15 protein-coding genes are annotated in these 16,094 nt (G+C 41.1%); 8 read left to right on the top strand and 7 right to left on the bottom strand.

Going from position 1 to position 16,094, the window contains the following annotated elements:
* Positions 1–4: 4 nt before the first annotated feature.
* A complete protein-coding gene (locus CAP51_RS04475) occupies positions 5–259 on the top strand; it encodes a DUF6587 family protein (protein WP_087619529.1) in 255 nt (84 codons plus the stop codon).
* A gap of 114 nt (positions 260–373) precedes the next feature.
* On the opposite strand, the gene CAP51_RS04470 is transcribed toward CAP51_RS04475, so the two are convergent.
* On the bottom strand, positions 374–772 hold the full coding sequence (locus CAP51_RS04470; RefSeq protein WP_087619528.1) for a MerR family transcriptional regulator: 399 nt from the start codon (positions 770–772) through the stop codon (positions 374–376).
* Positions 773–845: 73 nt separating this feature from the next.
* Between CAP51_RS04470 and CAP51_RS04465 the strand changes: the two genes are divergently transcribed.
* The 3 genes from CAP51_RS04465 (at position 846) to CAP51_RS04455 (ending at position 3,020) form a co-directional block, all read left to right on the top strand.
* Positions 846–1,487 carry a cation efflux transmembrane domain-containing protein gene (locus CAP51_RS04465; RefSeq protein WP_087619527.1) on the top strand — a complete coding sequence of 214 codons (642 nt, stop codon included), beginning with the start codon at positions 846–848 and terminating at the stop codon, positions 1,485–1,487.
* Positions 1,488–1,686: 199 nt separating this feature from the next.
* Positions 1,687–2,334 carry a response regulator transcription factor gene (locus CAP51_RS04460; protein WP_087619526.1) on the top strand — a complete coding sequence of 216 codons (648 nt, stop codon included), beginning with the start codon at positions 1,687–1,689 and terminating at the stop codon, positions 2,332–2,334.
* A 173-nt stretch (positions 2,335–2,507) separates the two neighbouring features.
* Entirely contained in the window at positions 2,508–3,020 is a 513-nt protein-coding gene (locus CAP51_RS04455; RefSeq protein ID WP_087619525.1) for a DinB family protein, read from the top strand.
* A gap of 69 nt (positions 3,021–3,089) precedes the next feature.
* Here the strand turns inward: CAP51_RS04455 and CAP51_RS04450 are convergent, their stop codons facing one another.
* Positions 3,090–3,851: a hypothetical protein gene (locus CAP51_RS04450; RefSeq protein ID WP_087619524.1), complete on the bottom strand. Its 762-nt coding sequence runs from the start codon at positions 3,849–3,851 to the stop codon at positions 3,090–3,092.
* 255 nt (positions 3,852–4,106) lie between these two features.
* Complete coding sequence (locus tag CAP51_RS04445; RefSeq protein ID WP_087619523.1) at positions 4,107–7,598, bottom strand: PAS domain-containing hybrid sensor histidine kinase/response regulator; 3,492 nt, start codon at positions 7,596–7,598, stop codon at positions 4,107–4,109.
* Between the two features lie 255 nt (positions 7,599–7,853).
* On the opposite strand from CAP51_RS04445, the gene CAP51_RS04440 reads away from it, so the two are divergent.
* On the top strand, positions 7,854–8,186 hold the full coding sequence (locus CAP51_RS04440; protein ID WP_087619522.1) for a DUF485 domain-containing protein: 333 nt from the start codon (positions 7,854–7,856) through the stop codon (positions 8,184–8,186).
* A gap of 1 nt (position 8,187) precedes the next feature.
* Positions 8,188–9,915, top strand: coding sequence for a cation acetate symporter (locus CAP51_RS04435; protein ID WP_087619521.1), 1,728 nt, complete (start codon positions 8,188–8,190; stop codon positions 9,913–9,915).
* A gap of 133 nt (positions 9,916–10,048) precedes the next feature.
* Here the strand turns inward: CAP51_RS04435 and CAP51_RS04430 are convergent, their stop codons facing one another.
* Both CAP51_RS04430 and CAP51_RS04425 read right to left on the bottom strand, forming a co-directional pair.
* Positions 10,049–10,936, bottom strand: a complete 888-nt coding sequence (locus CAP51_RS04430; protein WP_087619520.1) for an SDR family NAD(P)-dependent oxidoreductase — start codon at positions 10,934–10,936, stop codon at positions 10,049–10,051.
* Between the two features lie 261 nt (positions 10,937–11,197).
* Positions 11,198–12,277 carry an amidohydrolase family protein gene (locus CAP51_RS04425; RefSeq protein ID WP_245809067.1) on the bottom strand — a complete coding sequence of 360 codons (1,080 nt, stop codon included), beginning with the start codon at positions 12,275–12,277 and terminating at the stop codon, positions 11,198–11,200.
* A 279-nt stretch (positions 12,278–12,556) separates the two neighbouring features.
* Here CAP51_RS04425 and ettA point away from each other — a divergent pair, with 279 nt between their 5' ends.
* Positions 12,557–14,218 (top strand): energy-dependent translational throttle protein EttA, encoded by a 1,662-nt coding sequence (gene ettA / locus CAP51_RS04420; protein ID WP_087619519.1) that lies wholly within the window; start codon positions 12,557–12,559, stop codon positions 14,216–14,218.
* Positions 14,219–14,287: 69 nt separating this feature from the next.
* On the opposite strand, the gene CAP51_RS04415 is transcribed toward ettA, so the two are convergent.
* Positions 14,288–14,635, bottom strand: coding sequence for a type II toxin-antitoxin system HicB family antitoxin (locus CAP51_RS04415; RefSeq protein ID WP_087619518.1), 348 nt, complete (start codon positions 14,633–14,635; stop codon positions 14,288–14,290).
* 10 nt (positions 14,636–14,645) lie between these two features.
* Positions 14,646–14,900, bottom strand: a complete 255-nt coding sequence (locus CAP51_RS04410) for a type II toxin-antitoxin system HicA family toxin (RefSeq protein WP_087619517.1) — start codon at positions 14,898–14,900, stop codon at positions 14,646–14,648.
* Between the two features lie 214 nt (positions 14,901–15,114).
* Here CAP51_RS04410 and CAP51_RS04405 point away from each other — a divergent pair, with 214 nt between their 5' ends.
* Positions 15,115–16,020, top strand: a complete 906-nt coding sequence (locus tag CAP51_RS04405) for a polysaccharide deacetylase family protein (protein WP_087619516.1) — start codon at positions 15,115–15,117, stop codon at positions 16,018–16,020.
* Positions 16,021–16,094: the final 74 nt, after the last annotated feature.

Raw genomic sequence — 16,094 nt, 5'->3', positions numbered from 1 at the left:
GACAATGATTCAATATCTCATTATTGCTGTTTTGGTGTTATGGAGTAGTGTTGTTGTCTTTAAAAAGGTTATGCCGAACACGGCAAATAAAACCTTTTTGGCGATTTCTTCATTTTTTAAACAGCAAGGTTGGCATAGTTTGGCTAAAAAAATTGCACCGACACAATCTGCGGGTTGTGGTGGCGGTTGTGGCTGTGGCAAGGAATCCGAGGTTGCGGGTAAACAGCCTCAAGAAATTAAAACGGTGAAGTGGAAATAAACCACAATCCGTGATTTGAGATGCATTTGCGATTGTAATGATGGCAAATGCATTTTTTATTTAAGCATGCTGTTTAAGTCGTTTAAGTCAATGTACATGATGAAAAGACAGTTTTTAGAGATGTTCCAGTGTCTTGATAATTTGGCAGTGTTCCACGGTGGTATTTTGATTACAGGACTGGCGTAATTGCTGGAGCTGTGTTTGAAACTGCTGTAAAGCCAGAATTTTCTCATTGACCTCTTGTAGATGTTTTTCAATTAATATATTGACCGCATGGCAGTTCTGTTGAGGATGTTTGAGTAATTCATTCAAACTGCTGATCTCATGAATGGCAATACCCAGATCACGGCAATGTTTGATAAATAATAATTTTTTTAATGCATCTTCATCATAATAACGATATTGATTGTCAGCACGGAAAGTAGGCTGAAGCAGATTCTTCTTTTCATAAAACCGAATGCTATCTACTGAAACCTGTGCTTTTTCGGCCAGTTCACGAATTTTTAATAACATCTCGTTTTCCTCTTGACCCTAGTGTAACACCATAGTTTTTAATGATTGTAAAAGCATTCAAGAGGATTAAGCAATGGCATGTTGTTGTACGCCCGAACCACCCAAGCAAAATCATTCATATCCTGCAAAATTTAAAATCGCTTTATGGATCGCACTGATCATTAACTTGAGCCTGTTTATTGTTGAAGTCATTGCTGGTATCTATGCACATTCATCATCGCTTTGGGCTGATGCACTGGATTTTGCTGGTGATAGCATGAATTATGCGATTTCATTGGCTGTTCTGGGAATGAGCCTGTATTGGCGTGCGACAGTTGCCTTACTCAAAGGTGTGACCATGGCCAGTTTTGGTATTTTTGTTCTGATTAAAATGTGCTATGCCTATATGCTTGGTATTGTGCCAGAAGCAATCACCATGGGCATGATCGGTATATTGGCTTTATTTGCCAATGTGATTTGTGCGCTTATTTTATATGCTTTTCGTGATGGCGATGCCAATATGAAATCGGTCTGGCTGTGTAGCCGTAATGATGCGATCGGCAATATTGCCCTGATTTTTGCAGCCATCGGTGTCTTTGGTACAAACAGTATTTATCCCGATCTACTGGTTGCTTTGATCATGGCGGTATTGGGGATCAGTGCCGGATATACCGTGATCAAACATGCTTTGCTGGAACGGAAACTTGATAAAGTTGTTGAAAACAAGTGTTGTTAATGGCAAAAACGGTATGGGTAGACTAGCTACAATGTGAATTACTTTTGGTTTTCCTAAAAAATACCAAAGGTGATTCACATTTTTTAATATCTAGTTGATGAAATTGTTTTTATTGTGCTTTAGCATACCTCTGTGAATTTATGTTAAGATTTGATCTGCCAATAGACTGGAAGCTCGCAAGGATGGAATACATACGTCTATGAATATCTTAATTGTTGACGATCATCCGCTATTTCGCCATGCCTTGATTCAGGCAGTACGATATAGCTTGCCACAGGCACAAATTAGTGAAACCGCATCAGTTGCCGAGTTTTATCAGCGATTGGAAACGGGACCAGAACCTGATCTGGTCTTGCTGGATTTACATCTACCCGGTGCATCAGGGTTTTCGGCATTGGTGCATGTACGCGCACAATATCCTGCGATCCCAATTATCGTAGTATCGGCGCATGAAGAAGCCAATATTATTCAACGTTCGATTGCACATGGTGCGATGGGCTATATTCCAAAGTCGGCGCCGCCTGTCCATATTGGTGAGGCGATTAAAACCGTGCTGGAAGGTGATATCTGGTTGCCGCCGAATTTATTACAATCTTATCATGATCCCCGTGCCGCCAATGAAACCGAACTGGCAGAACGCATTCAGTCTTTAACACCACAACAGTTTAGAGTGCTAATGATGGTCGCAGAAGGATTACTGAACAAACAGATTGCGTATGAACTGGATGTGTCTGAAGCGACAATCAAGGCGCATGTCACAGCAATTTTTAGAAAGCTGGGTGTGCAAAACCGTACACAGGCAGTGTTGGCAATCAATGCCCTGAATATTGAAGACCAGAAAATATAATCAATATCCAGCTGGAGATTTTCATCATTGGGGCTGTAGTCGATAAGCCTTAATGTCTGGTGCTGGAGATACTTTTTATTGCCTATCAGCTCATGTCGTTCTTGCTCTATTGTCAGCAACAATAGGGTGATGCTGATAGGTGAGGTATCAATGTCAGGATTGGAAGGGCAGCCATGGATTTACAAACTTTCAAATTACTGGCGCGTTATAATATTTGGGCGACTCAAAGACTGAATACAGTTTTAGCAGACGTTTCAGATCATGATTTCTTTGCAGACAGTGGTCTATATTTCAAAAGTATTTTTGCGACCTTAAATCATTTGTTGGTGGGCGAACATTATCTCTGGTTTCCACGATTTGCGACGGGCACTTCGGCAAGAATGGCGCTAAATACAATTATTGAACAAGATCGTCAAATTTTAACCGATACTTTACTGGAAAAATCTTATAACTGGTCTAGGTTTTTAAATGATCTGGATGAACAGCGCCTTAGGCAGGATTTGAACTATCAAACCTCATCCGGACAGGACATGGTGTTACCTTATGCAGCTACATTATTGCATGTGTTTAACCATAGCACACATCATAGAGGTCAAATAACGGCTGCTTTGACAGCAATGGGGTATCCTTGTCCGGAACTTGATCTGGTGTATATGTTGATCGAAGAAAAAAATCATAAGGCCTAAATCTCGGGCTTGTGTATCATGGATAGCATACTAACAAGCCCTTGAATGATGGTTTATAGGCGACGTTGATTAAACCAGATAATCCTGTTTGCTGGTTTGGTCTGCACAGTTCAAAGGGTTTAAGGCACATTGCAATTCTTCAATTTGCTCTTGAGTCACCAACTGCTGTGCAAGGAAAAATTCTGCTACAGTTTCATCTCTTAAACTTAAAAATACCGGATCATAGACGCCTAAACGGCTAAACAGTATCGCAGTTTCCAGACAATTAAAGCGTTCAAGAAAAACCTGATCTTCAAAGGTTAAAAATAAATGTTCGTACTTGGCTTCTGTATCAACACGGAGTTGTTTTGCCAGTTGCTCCGGTTTGGTTTTGATCCATAATAAATCTGACAGTTCATCAAATTGGCTCAGATCAATTGTCAATTGTCCGGTTTTTACCAGTCCTAACCACACTTTAAAGACCAGAACTGCACCACCACGCAATAACATACTCCAGATTTGATGGCGTGTTTCGTGATCCAGATCATCAGCCATGCTAGAAAGAATATGCAGAAAACGATCTTCCTGTTTTGCCAGTTGATCAAACAGTCCTAATCCTTGTGGATGATAGGCCGCAGGAGAAAATACATCAAAATTCAGACGCTTGAATACTGTCAGCGCGAGTGGAATCGCACTTTGATAAATGGTATCCAGCGCAGTGATTTGGGCAGGCGTGAGGCGTTGTTGCTGAAACAGGGCTTGCCAGTCGATATTGGGGAGAAGGGCATTTTCGGCATACTGACGTTGCAGGCTTTGCATCGCATGCAGATTTTGGTGGGTGCTGATATTCATGTCGATGCTCCTTTTAGCGTCTATCTTTATTTCTTATTCTTATACGCTGATCATTTTTCAAACCTATAAGACTAATGTACAATATCGGCAAGAATTGGTTTTAAAACTTAATAAAAACAGAATATTAGCTATTTGTAATAAAGTGTACAACTGTTCACTTATGTAAATGAGCAATTCTGCCATAGAATTTCATTAAAAGTGTTTTCAAGTCGTTTTATGGTCCCTGTTAAAGCACCCTAAAACGACTTTTTATTTTTAGTATTCATTGGTTTTAATACTGGATAAAAATGCACGAAGCGCGGCGGGTTTTAATGGTTTTCTAAGCAAGACTATACCGAGCTCTTTTAACATTTCCGGTAATTCCGGATTGGTATCAGCGGTAATTAAGGCGGTAGGAATCTGTTCATTTTTATGCTGACGGATAAAATCCAGTCCATATTGGTCATGATTAAGATGCTGGTCAATCAACCAGACATGAATATCATGCTGCTGAATCAGTTCAAGTGCTTGTTCAGGTTCGGTTGCCAGAATTGCATGATAGCCCCATTTATTCAGTAAAAGTTGCATCGCATTTAAAATGGTGTGGTCATTATCCAGACACAAGATATTTAAAGATTTTTGCTGTAATTTTAACTGCTGTGGTACCGTTATCTGTTCTACAGGCGCAGGGACGGTAGGAACTTCAATCATAAAGCATGAGCCTTTGCCCAGTTCCGACTTTACCTGTACCCGATAATTTAACTGATGGGTCATACGCTCGACAATGGCCAGACCCAGACCAAGTCCTTGCTCTCCCCAGGGGGAGGTATGACCACCACGTTCAAACTCATGAAATAGTTTTTCTTTTTGTTCGCTGTTGATTCCGGGACCTGTATCCCAAACACCGATCCGGATGTGGTTGGGTTTCGAGGCCGATCCCAATACGCCAACAATGACACGCCCGGCAGCTGTATAACGCAGGGCATTACTGACAAAGTTCTGGATAATTCTTCGGATCCATTGCGGGTCGGTATCGATCCAGTATTTGGTATTGTGTACATGCAAGATGATTTGGCGTTGTTCCGCAATGGAGCTAAATTGTAAGCGTAAGTCGCTGAGTAAATCCTGAAGTTTGTAAGGTTTTCGATTGGGTTTGATCGAACCGCCTTCAAGTCTTGCAATATCCAGTAGTGCAGAAAGCATGCTTTCTGCACCGAACAGGGCACGATCCAGTTGTTCTAAAGTGCGTTTATCTTCCTGATTCAATGTGCTTTGTTCTAAGGCAGCACTAAAGAGACGTGCGGCATGCATGGGTTGTAATAAATCATGGCTGGCCGCAGCAATAAAGCGACTTTTTGACATATTGGCTTGATCGGCTTGTTGTCGTGCGATTTGCTGTTCGGTCAAGGCTTCTTCAAGCTGTTGTGTACGTTCACTGACACGTGCTTCAAGAAAGGCCTCATTCTGTCTAAATGCAGTAATGTCGGCAAATGTAGTGACAAAGCCACCACCCTCAATCGGATTACCACGCATTTGAATCACACGACCATCGGCGCGATAGCGTTCAAATTCATGTGAGCTGCCTTTACGCATCCAGTTGACCCGTTTTCTGACATGTTCTTCGACTGAACCGGGGCCACATTCACCACGTTCTGCATTATAACGAATCAGGTCGGCAATAGGACAACCGACGTAAACCAGATCTTTTGGATAATCAAACAGTTTTAAATATTGATTATTCCATGCCACCAGACACATATTTTCATCAACCACACTGACGCCTTGGGTCATATGGTCAATCATGGTCATGATTAGATTCTGGTTAAAGCGTTGCCATTGTGAGGCCTGATCGAGAATATTGGCTACTTGTCCGAGAGCCAGACCATTATTTAATAAAGCGGTGGTTAATAATGTACGGGCAGAGGCTGTACCAATTGCACCTGCCAGATATTGTTCGGTAAATCGCCACCACATCCCATTGGCGAACTGTTGCTTGTCCAGCGAGAACAGATTGTTTTCGGCAAACTGGCTAAAGGCTTCCAGCGTATTTTTTTCTCCGGTAATTCTTGCACACAAGGCAATCAGATCGGCAATTTTTAACCGGGAAATTTGCTCACTGGGAATATGTCCATCATGTAAAGAGCTTTGTGTGGGTAAAGGTTTGGTATCGTAAAAGAAAAAACTTTCCGCTTGAATCTGCTCGGCAACACTGGGGCGATAGCGACGTGAAAAGCCATAAAAACACAGGATATTGGCACCCAGTGACCAGATCACGCCATGGGTGAGGGCTGCCAGAGAATTAAATCCAAATAATGCTTCCGGGCGCAACCAGTTAATATAAAAAGGTCCATCATCGAGAATGTGATAGGCCCAGAGTTGATGTTGTTCAGGCAGACTACGTAAAATCGTTGGAAATAATAAGGTATAGGACCACAGGGCAAAACCCACGAGCAGACCAATATAAACCCCTTGTTTGCTGCCGCCACGCCAGTATAAACCACCAATTAATGCCGGGGCGAATTGCGCTACTGCACTAAAAGCCAATAAACCGAAAACCGAAAGCTGATTAATGTCGGCAAAGAAATGATAAAACAAAAAGCCCAGTAGCATAACTGCCAGAATAGATATACGACGAACCAGTTTTAATAGTTGCGGCAGGCGGGCATCATGTCTGGAAATCAGATTAAAACGCCATAATGCCGGCATGATTAAGTCATTGCTGAGCATGATCGAGAGCGCAACAGAGGACACCAGTAGCATACCGGTTGATGCAGAGAAACCACCGACAAATGCCAGTAAAGTCAGCCATTCATTGTTATAGCTCATTGGCAGCATCAAGACTGCAATATCTGCGACTGGAAGAATATCCAATGGCGTATGTAGGGCCCAGCTTGCCAAAGGAATAATGGCAATGGTGGTCAGAATCAAATAACCGCCAAACCAGCGTCTGGCACCTTTGATGTGTGATTCTTCGCGTAACTCGACCACAGCAACATGGAACTGGCGTGGTAAACAGATGATGGCAAGTCCTGCCAGAATTGTTTGTGTCCAGAACGAAGGTGGAACCCCAATTTGCTGAATTTGATAAATATTATCTAAAAAATCAGTTTTAATTTGCTGTAAGTTTTCAGTCGATGAAAAAGCAAAAAAGCCCGCGACTGCCAGTAGGGCAAACAGTTTGACAAAGGACTCAAATGCAACGGCAAGCATTAAACCGCCATGTTGTTCTGTGTTGGCGATATGCCGGCTACCAAATAACATGGCCAATATTGCCAAGACACCAGTTAATAATAAAACACTATTGGTTGCAGCATATTGATAATTGGTTTGTTCTAGTATGATGGAGGTACTTAAGGCAATGGCCCGAAGTTGTAATGCCAGATAAGGTAGAATCGCCACCACTGCCAGAATAGTGACCAGTGAAGCCAATGCCCCTGATTTACCATAACGCGCTGAGATAAAATCCGCGATTGATGATACCGCATGGTGTTGCCTGACACGGCCCAAACGGCGCCAGATATCATAACCAAACCAGATAAATAATAAGGGTCCGAGATAGATGGGTAAAAAGATGGCGCCATCCCGAACGGCTGCACCTGTCGCACCATAGAATGTCCATGAAGAACAATACACTCCCAAGGTAAGACTAAACAAAATCATGCGTCGGCGAGGACTTAAACGGCTGGCGTGACGTTCTCCCAAAAAGGCACAGGCAAATAATATAAAAATATAAGTAGCAAGTACGCCCAAGATTAAACTGGCATTCATCAGATCGCGACCTAGTGTTTGACCGCTACATCATACAGCAACAGCAGCCTATGATCATGCTGAATCAGATGCTGTGAACTGCAAAATATGAATGGAATTGCTGTAAATACGACTTATTGATGAGAGCGTTTCAAGACCAAAGTCTAAGTTACCATTGCCTAACAAGTTGTTAATTTGACATCAACCAAAGTTATGGCTGTGATGGCCACAAGAATATGGCTAAGGCTGGTCGTGGTTATATTAGGAGAGTTGAGAATGGATGATGCTCAAGTAAAACGAATTCTGGAAAATCCAAAATTTCAAGAAATGGTGAAAAAACAGGGCAAATTAAGCTGGACATTGACAATTATCATGTTGGTCATCTATGTCGGGTTTATGTTATTAGTCGGTTATAACAAAGAATTCTTGATGAGTTCTTTTAATGGTGGTGTAACAACGTGGGGAATTCCACTGGGTCTGGGGATTATTGTTTTGTCATTTGTACTGTGTGCAGTGTATTCGTATATTGCAAACAACACATTTGATCAATTGAGTAAAGAAGCCCTCAAGGAAGTAGAGGCCATTACCCACGAGAAAGGAACACACTAATATGAAATGGAATTCAATCAAGGCAAAAGCCTTACTTGCTGCAACTGGCGCATTAACCGCCATGTATTCCAGTGTCGCAATGGCAGGACCGGATTTAGGTGCAGCCGAACAGCAGGCGACTAACTGGCATGCCATTATTATGTTTGTAATATTCGTAGGTTTTACCTTGTTTATTACCAAATGGGCAGCTAAACAAACACAATCCACTCAAGATTTCTATACAGCGGGCGGCGGAATTTCTGGTTTTCAGAATGGTTTAGCGATTGCTGGTGACTTCATGTCGGCAGCATCGTTTCTGGGTATTTCTGCCATGGTGTTTAGTTCAGGTTTTGATGGCTTGCTTTACTCTCTGGGCTTCATGGTCGGCTGGCCGATTGTATTGTTCCTGATTGCAGAACGTTTACGTAACCTAGGTAAATACAACTTATCCGATGTGGTGTCTTTTCGTTTGGAAGAGAAACCAGTGCGTACACTAGCAGCGATCAGTTCTTTAGTTGTAGTGGCATTCTATCTAATTGCACAAATGGTCGGTGCTGGACAGTTAATTAAACTGTTGTTTGGTCTGAACTATAATATCGCTGTGGTGATCGTTGGTTTATTGATGATGGCATATGTGATGTTTGGCGGTATGCTGGCAACCACATGGGTACAAATCATTAAAGCAGTGTTATTGCTTTCTGGTGCAACCTTTATGGCATTCATGGTAATGAAGGCTGTAGGTTTTAGTTTCAGTAACATGTTTAATCAGGCAATTGTGGTCTTTAGTCAGGCCAACAATGTCAGTCTGGAAGATGCGCAAAAAATCATGGGACCAGGTAAACTTGCTGCCAACCCAATTGATGCCATTTCACTAGGTCTTGCATTGATGTTTGGTACAGCAGGTTTGCCTCACATTCTGATGCGTTTCTTTACGGTAAAAGATGCCAAAGAAGCACGTAAATCTGTGGTTGTGGCAACAGGCTTTATTGGTTACTTCTATCTATTGACCTTTATCATTGGTTTTGGTGCGATTCTGTTTGTATCTAATAATCCACAATTCCTTGATACAGCCAAAATGGCAGTTACAGGCAAGTTAGAACTGGTCGGTGGTAGTAATATGGCTGCGGTGCATCTTTCCGATGCGGTTGGTGGCGATTTATTCATGGGCTTTATTTCAGCCGTTGCATTTGCCACAATTCTTGCGGTAGTGGCTGGTCTGACCTTATCTGGCGCATCTGCAATTTCCCACGATTTATATGCCAACGTTATTAAAAAAGGTAAAACCACACCAGCATCTGAACTTAAAATGTCAAAAATTGCGACTTTAGGTTTGGCTATTTTTGCAATGATTTTAGGTATCTTGTTTGAAAAGCAAAACGTTGCATTTATGGTGGGTCTGGCATTCTCAGTGGCCTGTTGTGCCAACTTCCCGGTACTGGTTTTATCTATGTTCTGGAGAGGTTTAACAACGCGTGGTGCAGTAATTGGCGGTGTTGTAGGTCTGGTTACGGCTGTTGTCCTGATTATTCTATCTAAAGCAGTTTGGGTCGATACTTTCAAAATTTCTGATAATCCGATTAATCCATTTAACGGTCCAGCGATTTTTGCAATGCCATTGTCTTTCTTCTGCTGCTGGTTATTCTCGGTCACAGACAAATCTGCCCGTGCAGAAAGAGAACGCAAAGCATTTAATGAACAATATGTTCGTTCGATTACAGGGATTGGTGCATCAGGTGCATCTGACCACTAAGATTCATATTTCATCATCTAAAAGCATCTTCGGATGCTTTTTTTTATGAGAGAAATAAGTACAAAGAATTGACATAAAAAAAGAGATTTAAGCGGCTTAAATGCTTAAATCTCCTGTTGAAATAATTGATAATTTACCAGTGTTCACCGGGGAATAATCGGGCATAAGCACGTTGTAACAGGTTAAGTTTCTGTGATTCACCTTTCGCTGCCGATGAACTTGGAAAAAGGTTAAAGCCAATCGACATCAACACATTATTGATATCAGGTGCAACTGCATAGGTGATCGATGCCAAACGCCCTAAATGTGTGGCAACTTTTTTCGGACGCTTAATAATGGCATAGGCAATCAAATCTGCTGCCTGTTCGGGTGAAAGTGTTGGTACATATTTATAAATTTTAGTCGGTGCAATCATCGGCGTGCGAACCAGTGGCATATAGATTGAAGTAATCGAAATCTTATGTTTTAACACTTCGGCTGATAAACAGCGACTAAAGGCATCCAGAGCAGCTTTGGAGGCGACATAGGCAGAAAAACGGGTTGCATTTGCCAGTACGCCAATCGAACTAATATTAATGATTTGTCCGTTCTTACGGTTAATCATATGCGGTAATAGATTAAGGACCAGACGTACTGCACCAAAATAATTAAGCTGCATGGTACGCTCAAAATCATGGAAGCGATCAATCGATTCATGCACGGAACGTCGAATTGAACGACCTGCGTTATTAATCAAAATATCTATATGCTCAAATGTTGCCAAAATGTCTTTGGAAACCTGATCAATTGATTCCATATCATTTAAATCACAAGTAAAAAAAGATGCCAATCCACCATTAGCCTGAATTTCTGCTTGTGCTTCCTCTAACTTTTCCTGTGTTCTTGCCACCAGAATGACATGTGCCCCATATTCTGCCAGCATTTTTGCTGTAGTCAGCCCAATACCGCTGGATGCGCCCGTGATCAGGATATGTTTGCCTTTTACTTTGGTGGGTAAAAGTTTTTGTAGTTTTGTATTCATATCAAGCCATCCTTTTGGTTGAAACGGTAATCCATTCCACTATTTAATTAACATAGGGGATTACCGATTTGTACACGACGATAAAAATCTTTATGTTTTAGGATAAATGATGTTTAATCCTATTGTCTATAAATAAGTGTATGAAAATAATAATAAAAATAGAGTAATTGCTCTAGTTGGTATTGGGATCAAATCGTGGCCATAAATTCGGTTTTCTCATCTGGGATTTGAGAAGTGTCGTGTTTGTTTATCACATCAAAACTAAACCATCCGATAAAAAGATTTGGCATTTTGTCGAAAGATTGCCTGTAATGCTTGATCACCATAAGGACGAATCATTTCCAGATAAGCCGTGATAATATCAACCAGTTTGGCATTTGGTTTATCCATTGGATAGTTTGATGCAAAAATAATCTGGTCGATACCAAACGCTTGAATGGCATGATTGATCAGTGGCGATAATTGATCAATCATCTCGTCTACACTGGCGTATTGTCCTTTACGATAATAATCATGGCCTAACACTGGCATCATCAGCCCGGAAATTTTGGCATATACATTACGATGTTCGGCAAGTCGTGCAATATACTCTTTCCAATGGGCAAAAATATTCAGTCGATCTTGTTGGGTTTGACCTGTGGTTTTTCCAACCGGACCGAATAAACCGGCAGGCGTGGCCAGATGATCAATCACGATTGCGGTTTCTGGAAACTGTTTTGCCAGATCAATGACATCATTGAGTTGACTGGAATATACCCATGCATCAAAACTGAGATGCCGTTTGGCAAGTTCTTCAAAACCGATTAAAAATTTCTTATCTCGATATAAATTCGCCTGATCACACCAACGATAAATGCCCTTATCTTGATGATAAGAGGCCATTTTACGGATTCCCCGAAATACAGGGCTGACCTGTTGATGTAGGTCCAGAATTTTTTTGAACTGCTTATCTCGGGGATCGGCAGCAGCCACAATGGCACCCAGTTGAATATTATACTGGGCAAAGGGCAGGGTATTAATCCAGTGGGTTTCACCCACTACACCAGTACCTTTATGGTCATGCCAATTGGCTTCAATATGCACCACACTGTCTACCTGATAATGTTGCAGATCTTTGGTATAATCCTGCGGTAAATAGGGTGCAAGAATATGTGCTGTTGAGCCGACGGTATCAATGAGGGGTTGGGGTTTGACCAGACGCAGCAATTTATCCATGACACCGGGATAATCACCGAAAATTTTAACCAGTGTATGTGCGGGATGCGGCGTATGATAAGGATCCCATTGATGGATATGGGGATCTATAATGGCAAAGTCGATGGTCTTATTTGTATTGATCACATTGAAATCCTTTTGATTATTAGCGAATTAAGTTTTTATGCACACCCAATTGACTCCTTCAATTGAGCGATGGACAAGTCCAGCATAGAATAAATACCCTGCCTAAAGAAATGCTTTATCTGAATCTGTTGATATGAATGCTGTTCATAATCAACAAGAAACATTCAGATGCGTTTAATTCCAATAATTTGATATTTTATCTCGTATTTCATCGTATAATAGTCGGCATTTGTATGTTGCCATTTTTTGGCATTGACTGATTTAACTTAGGAGTCCTACGTGGCCCAATATATTTACACGATGAACCGAGTGTCCAAGATGGTGCCGCCCAAGCGCAACATCTTAAAAGACATTTCTTTATCATTTTTCCCGGGTGCAAAAATTGGTGTACTGGGTTTAAACGGTGCAGGTAAATCAACCTTACTGCGTATTATGGCAGGTGTCGATAAAGACTTTTCGGGTGAAGCACGGGCACAACCGGGTATTAAAATTGGTTATTTAGAACAAGAACCACCATTAGATCCAAATAAAGATGTGCGTGGCAATGTTGAAGATGGTTTGCGTGAACCGCTGGATGCTTTGGCACGTTTGGATGAAGTATTTGCAGAATATGCGGCTGAAGATGCCGATTTTGATGCGTTGGCCAAAGAGCAGGAAAAACTGGAAGCAATTATTCATGCCTGGGATGCACATAACCTGAATAACCAGATGGAACAGGCAGCAGGTGCATTAAATCTTCCGGCTTGGGATGCAGATGTTACTCTGCTTTCCGGTGGCGAGCGTCGTCGTGTGGCATTATGCCGTTTATTACTGTCCAAGCCAGACATGCTGTTACTGGACGAACCAACCAACCATTTGGATGCCGAATCAGTTTCATGGCTGGAACGTTTCCTGAAAGATTTCTCAGGTACGATTGTGGCCATTACCCATGACCGTTACTTCCTTGATAATGTGGCAGAGTGGATTCTTGAGCTTGACCGTGGACATGGTATTCCTTATCAAGGCAATTACTCTTCTTGGTTGGAACAGAAAAATGCCCGTTTAGAGCAGGAAAACAAACAGGAAGAATCTTTTGCTAAGGCATTGAAAAAAGAACTGGAATGGGTTCGTTCTAATGCCAAAGGTCAGCAGAAGAAAAACAAAGCCCGTATGGAACGTTTTGAAGAGCTGAACTCGAAAGAATTCCAGCAACGTAATGAAACTTCTGAAATTTATATTCCACCAGGTCCTCGTCTGGGGAATAAAGTAGTAGAAGTCGAAGGAATTAGTAAATCCTTTGATGGACGTTTACTGTATGAAAATCTGACTTTTACCGTGCCGCCTACTGCAATTGTGGGTATTGTCGGTCCAAATGGTGCAGGTAAAACCACTTTGTTCCGTATGATGACAGGCGAACAACAACCTGATACTGGTACTGTGACTTTAGGTGACTCTGTAAAAGTGGCTTATGTCGGTCAGATTCGTGACACATTAGATGACAACAAAACTGTCTGGGAAGAAGTTTCTGGCGGTTTAGATATCCTGAAAATTGGTGACTATGAAATTGCATCTCGTGCATATATCGGTCGTTTTAACTTTAAGGGACAGGATCAGCAAAAACGTGTTGGTGAGTTGTCCGGTGGTGAGCGTAACCGTTTACAACTGGCTAAAATCCTGCAAATGGGTGCAAACGTTATCTTACTCGATGAACCATCAAACGATCTGGATATCGAAACTCTACGTGCGCTGGAAGATGCCATTTTGGTGTTCCCAGGTACTGTGATGGTGGTATCGCATGACCGCTGGTTCCTTGATCGGATTGCGACACATATCTTGTCTTTTGAAAACGAAACACCAGAATTCTACACAGGAAACTATGCAGAATATGAAGCTTATCGTGCTTCTCGTCTAGGTGAAGATGCAGTTGCCAAACGGACAAAATATAAAAAGATTAGTGGTTAATTGCCATGTGATAAAAAACCAGCTTTCGGGCTGGTTTTCTTATTTTTAGTTTTTCCAAAATGAATTAAATTAAGTTATTTCAGCTTCAATAATTTCTTTTTCAATCGCCTGTTTAACAAAATCATTAATACTTTTCCCTTGCACTGTAGCAATCAGCACAAGTTTTTTATGTAATTCAGATGGAATGCGTGTATTAAAACGACCAGAATAGGTTTTTATTGGTTCGATGTTTCGTTCTTTACAAACAGTTAAAAATGTATCTAAAGAAATTTTTGCTTCTTTTTTTAGATCATCAATCGTTGTGGCATAGAAATCAGCACTGCCGTTTAGATCGGTAAACTCTCCACGAAACATATCAATATCAGGATCATAATTCACTACAGCAGAGTAGCCATCAACTTTTAATATGTTAATCATTACTGACTCCTTATGGTGTAACATCATTTAAACTAAGCCACGCTCTTATAGATGCTATAGCACCTTTATCCGTGGTTGGTTGTGGATGAGGTCGATGAAATACCTTTACCTGACCAAATAAAATAACAGCAATACGTGATCCTTCACGTTCTTCAATTTCGGCACCTAAACCCTTAAATAACGATTCAATATCTTTCCATGCAATGTTCCCAGATATTGGTTTTTTAAAAATGGCTTCTAAAGTTTTTTGATGCTGTTTTTTCATTGACCAGATCACAAATTCTTTTTATAAATAGTACTATTATTTAGTACTAATATAAAGTAAATTTAATGATATACCTGTTATTGAGAATATTCTTCTTTAATTTGTTAAACATCATTGTTTTTTTACAGCCAATTTTATTGAAATCATATATTTTTGATATGTAGTGGGTTAGTTTTGGTATCTTATACCGATAATTTTCCTCTAGGAAATATACATGCAGCATTGGCTAGCAATACTATTTTTATTATTCAATGGCTTTGCCTCTGCCAAACAACTGGCTTTAAGTTTTGATGATGGATTAGACCCGCAAATTGAAGTACAGGCCAAGCAGATTAATCATGATATTTTAGCGACCTTGTATCAAAACCAGATCAAAGCGATTCTATTTCCATCACTCAGTAAAATTGGCTATGAACAGGGGTTGGCTTTAGTCTCCGAATGGGGACAACAAGGGCATCGAATCGGTAACCATAGTGATCTGCACCAGAATTTAAATCATGATGATGTTAGCTTGGCGGCGTATTTAGACAGTATGCAACGTGGAGATAGTTACTTTAAGCCGTTGCAGGGATTTGTGCCACGTTATCGTTTTCCTTTTTTAAAAGAAGGCAATACTCAGCAAAAAAGAGATGGCGTAAGACAATGGCTGGCGCAGCATCATTATCAATCGGGTGCGGTGAGTATGGATGCCAGTGACTGGTATTACAATCAACTTTTTATGCAATATCAAACTGCCAATGATCAAGTCAGTTTAAGCAAATTAAAACAGGCTTATATTGCGCATTTGCTAGATCGGGCTGCTTATTATGATTGTCTGGCAGAAAAAACGTTGGGACGTTCACCCAAGCATGTATTATTACTGCATGTTCGTGCGATTAACGCTGCATGGCTTGGCGATGTGATCACCGCATTTCGGCAACAGGGCTGGCAATTTATTGATAGTGATGCTGCCTATCAGGATCCAGTGTATAAAATTCAACTCAATGTTTTACCCGCCGGTGAAAGTATTCTCTGGCAGATCGCAAAAGTGTACGGTATAGACGGCTTACGTTATCCGGCTGAAGATGCACCTTATGAACAGGAAAATTTACGTCACTTTGGTTTGACTGTGGATAAGTAAATGGTTATGCACAAGCTTATGGATAAACGTGTGCAATAAAATTATGGTTAACGTCTGTTCGGGATAAAAGCACT

This window comes from Acinetobacter populi (assembly GCF_002174125.1).
In the GTDB taxonomy this organism is placed as follows: domain Bacteria; phylum Pseudomonadota; class Gammaproteobacteria; order Pseudomonadales; family Moraxellaceae; genus Acinetobacter; species Acinetobacter populi.
The sequence above is the reverse complement of the archived record's forward strand: the minus strand, read 5'-3'. Positions and strand labels throughout refer to the sequence as shown.

Coding starts and splice junctions, on each gene's coding strand:
- CAP51_RS04455 (WP_087619525.1), top strand. CDS start 2,508: ATGGATTTACAAACTTTCAAATTACTGGCGCGTTATAATATTTGGGCG.
- CAP51_RS04405 (WP_087619516.1), top strand. CDS start 15,115: ATGCAGCATTGGCTAGCAATACTATTTTTATTATTCAATGGCTTTGCC.
- CAP51_RS04410 (WP_087619517.1), bottom strand. CDS start 14,900: ATGAAAAAACAGCATCAAAAAACTTTAGAAGCCATTTTTAAAAAACCA.
- CAP51_RS04435 (WP_087619521.1), top strand. CDS start 8,188: ATGAAATGGAATTCAATCAAGGCAAAAGCCTTACTTGCTGCAACTGGC.
- CAP51_RS04450 (WP_087619524.1), bottom strand. CDS start 3,851: ATGAATATCAGCACCCACCAAAATCTGCATGCGATGCAAAGCCTGCAA.
- CAP51_RS04440 (WP_087619522.1), top strand. CDS start 7,854: ATGGATGATGCTCAAGTAAAACGAATTCTGGAAAATCCAAAATTTCAA.
- CAP51_RS04430 (WP_087619520.1), bottom strand. CDS start 10,936: ATGAATACAAAACTACAAAAACTTTTACCCACCAAAGTAAAAGGCAAA.
- CAP51_RS04475 (WP_087619529.1), top strand. CDS start 5: ATGATTCAATATCTCATTATTGCTGTTTTGGTGTTATGGAGTAGTGTT.
- CAP51_RS04415 (WP_087619518.1), bottom strand. CDS start 14,635: ATGATTAACATATTAAAAGTTGATGGCTACTCTGCTGTAGTGAATTAT.
- CAP51_RS04460 (WP_087619526.1), top strand. CDS start 1,687: ATGAATATCTTAATTGTTGACGATCATCCGCTATTTCGCCATGCCTTG.
- CAP51_RS04445 (WP_087619523.1), bottom strand. CDS start 7,598: ATGAATGCCAGTTTAATCTTGGGCGTACTTGCTACTTATATTTTTATA.
- CAP51_RS04470 (WP_087619528.1), bottom strand. CDS start 772: ATGTTATTAAAAATTCGTGAACTGGCCGAAAAAGCACAGGTTTCAGTA.
- CAP51_RS04465 (WP_087619527.1), top strand. CDS start 846: ATGGCATGTTGTTGTACGCCCGAACCACCCAAGCAAAATCATTCATAT.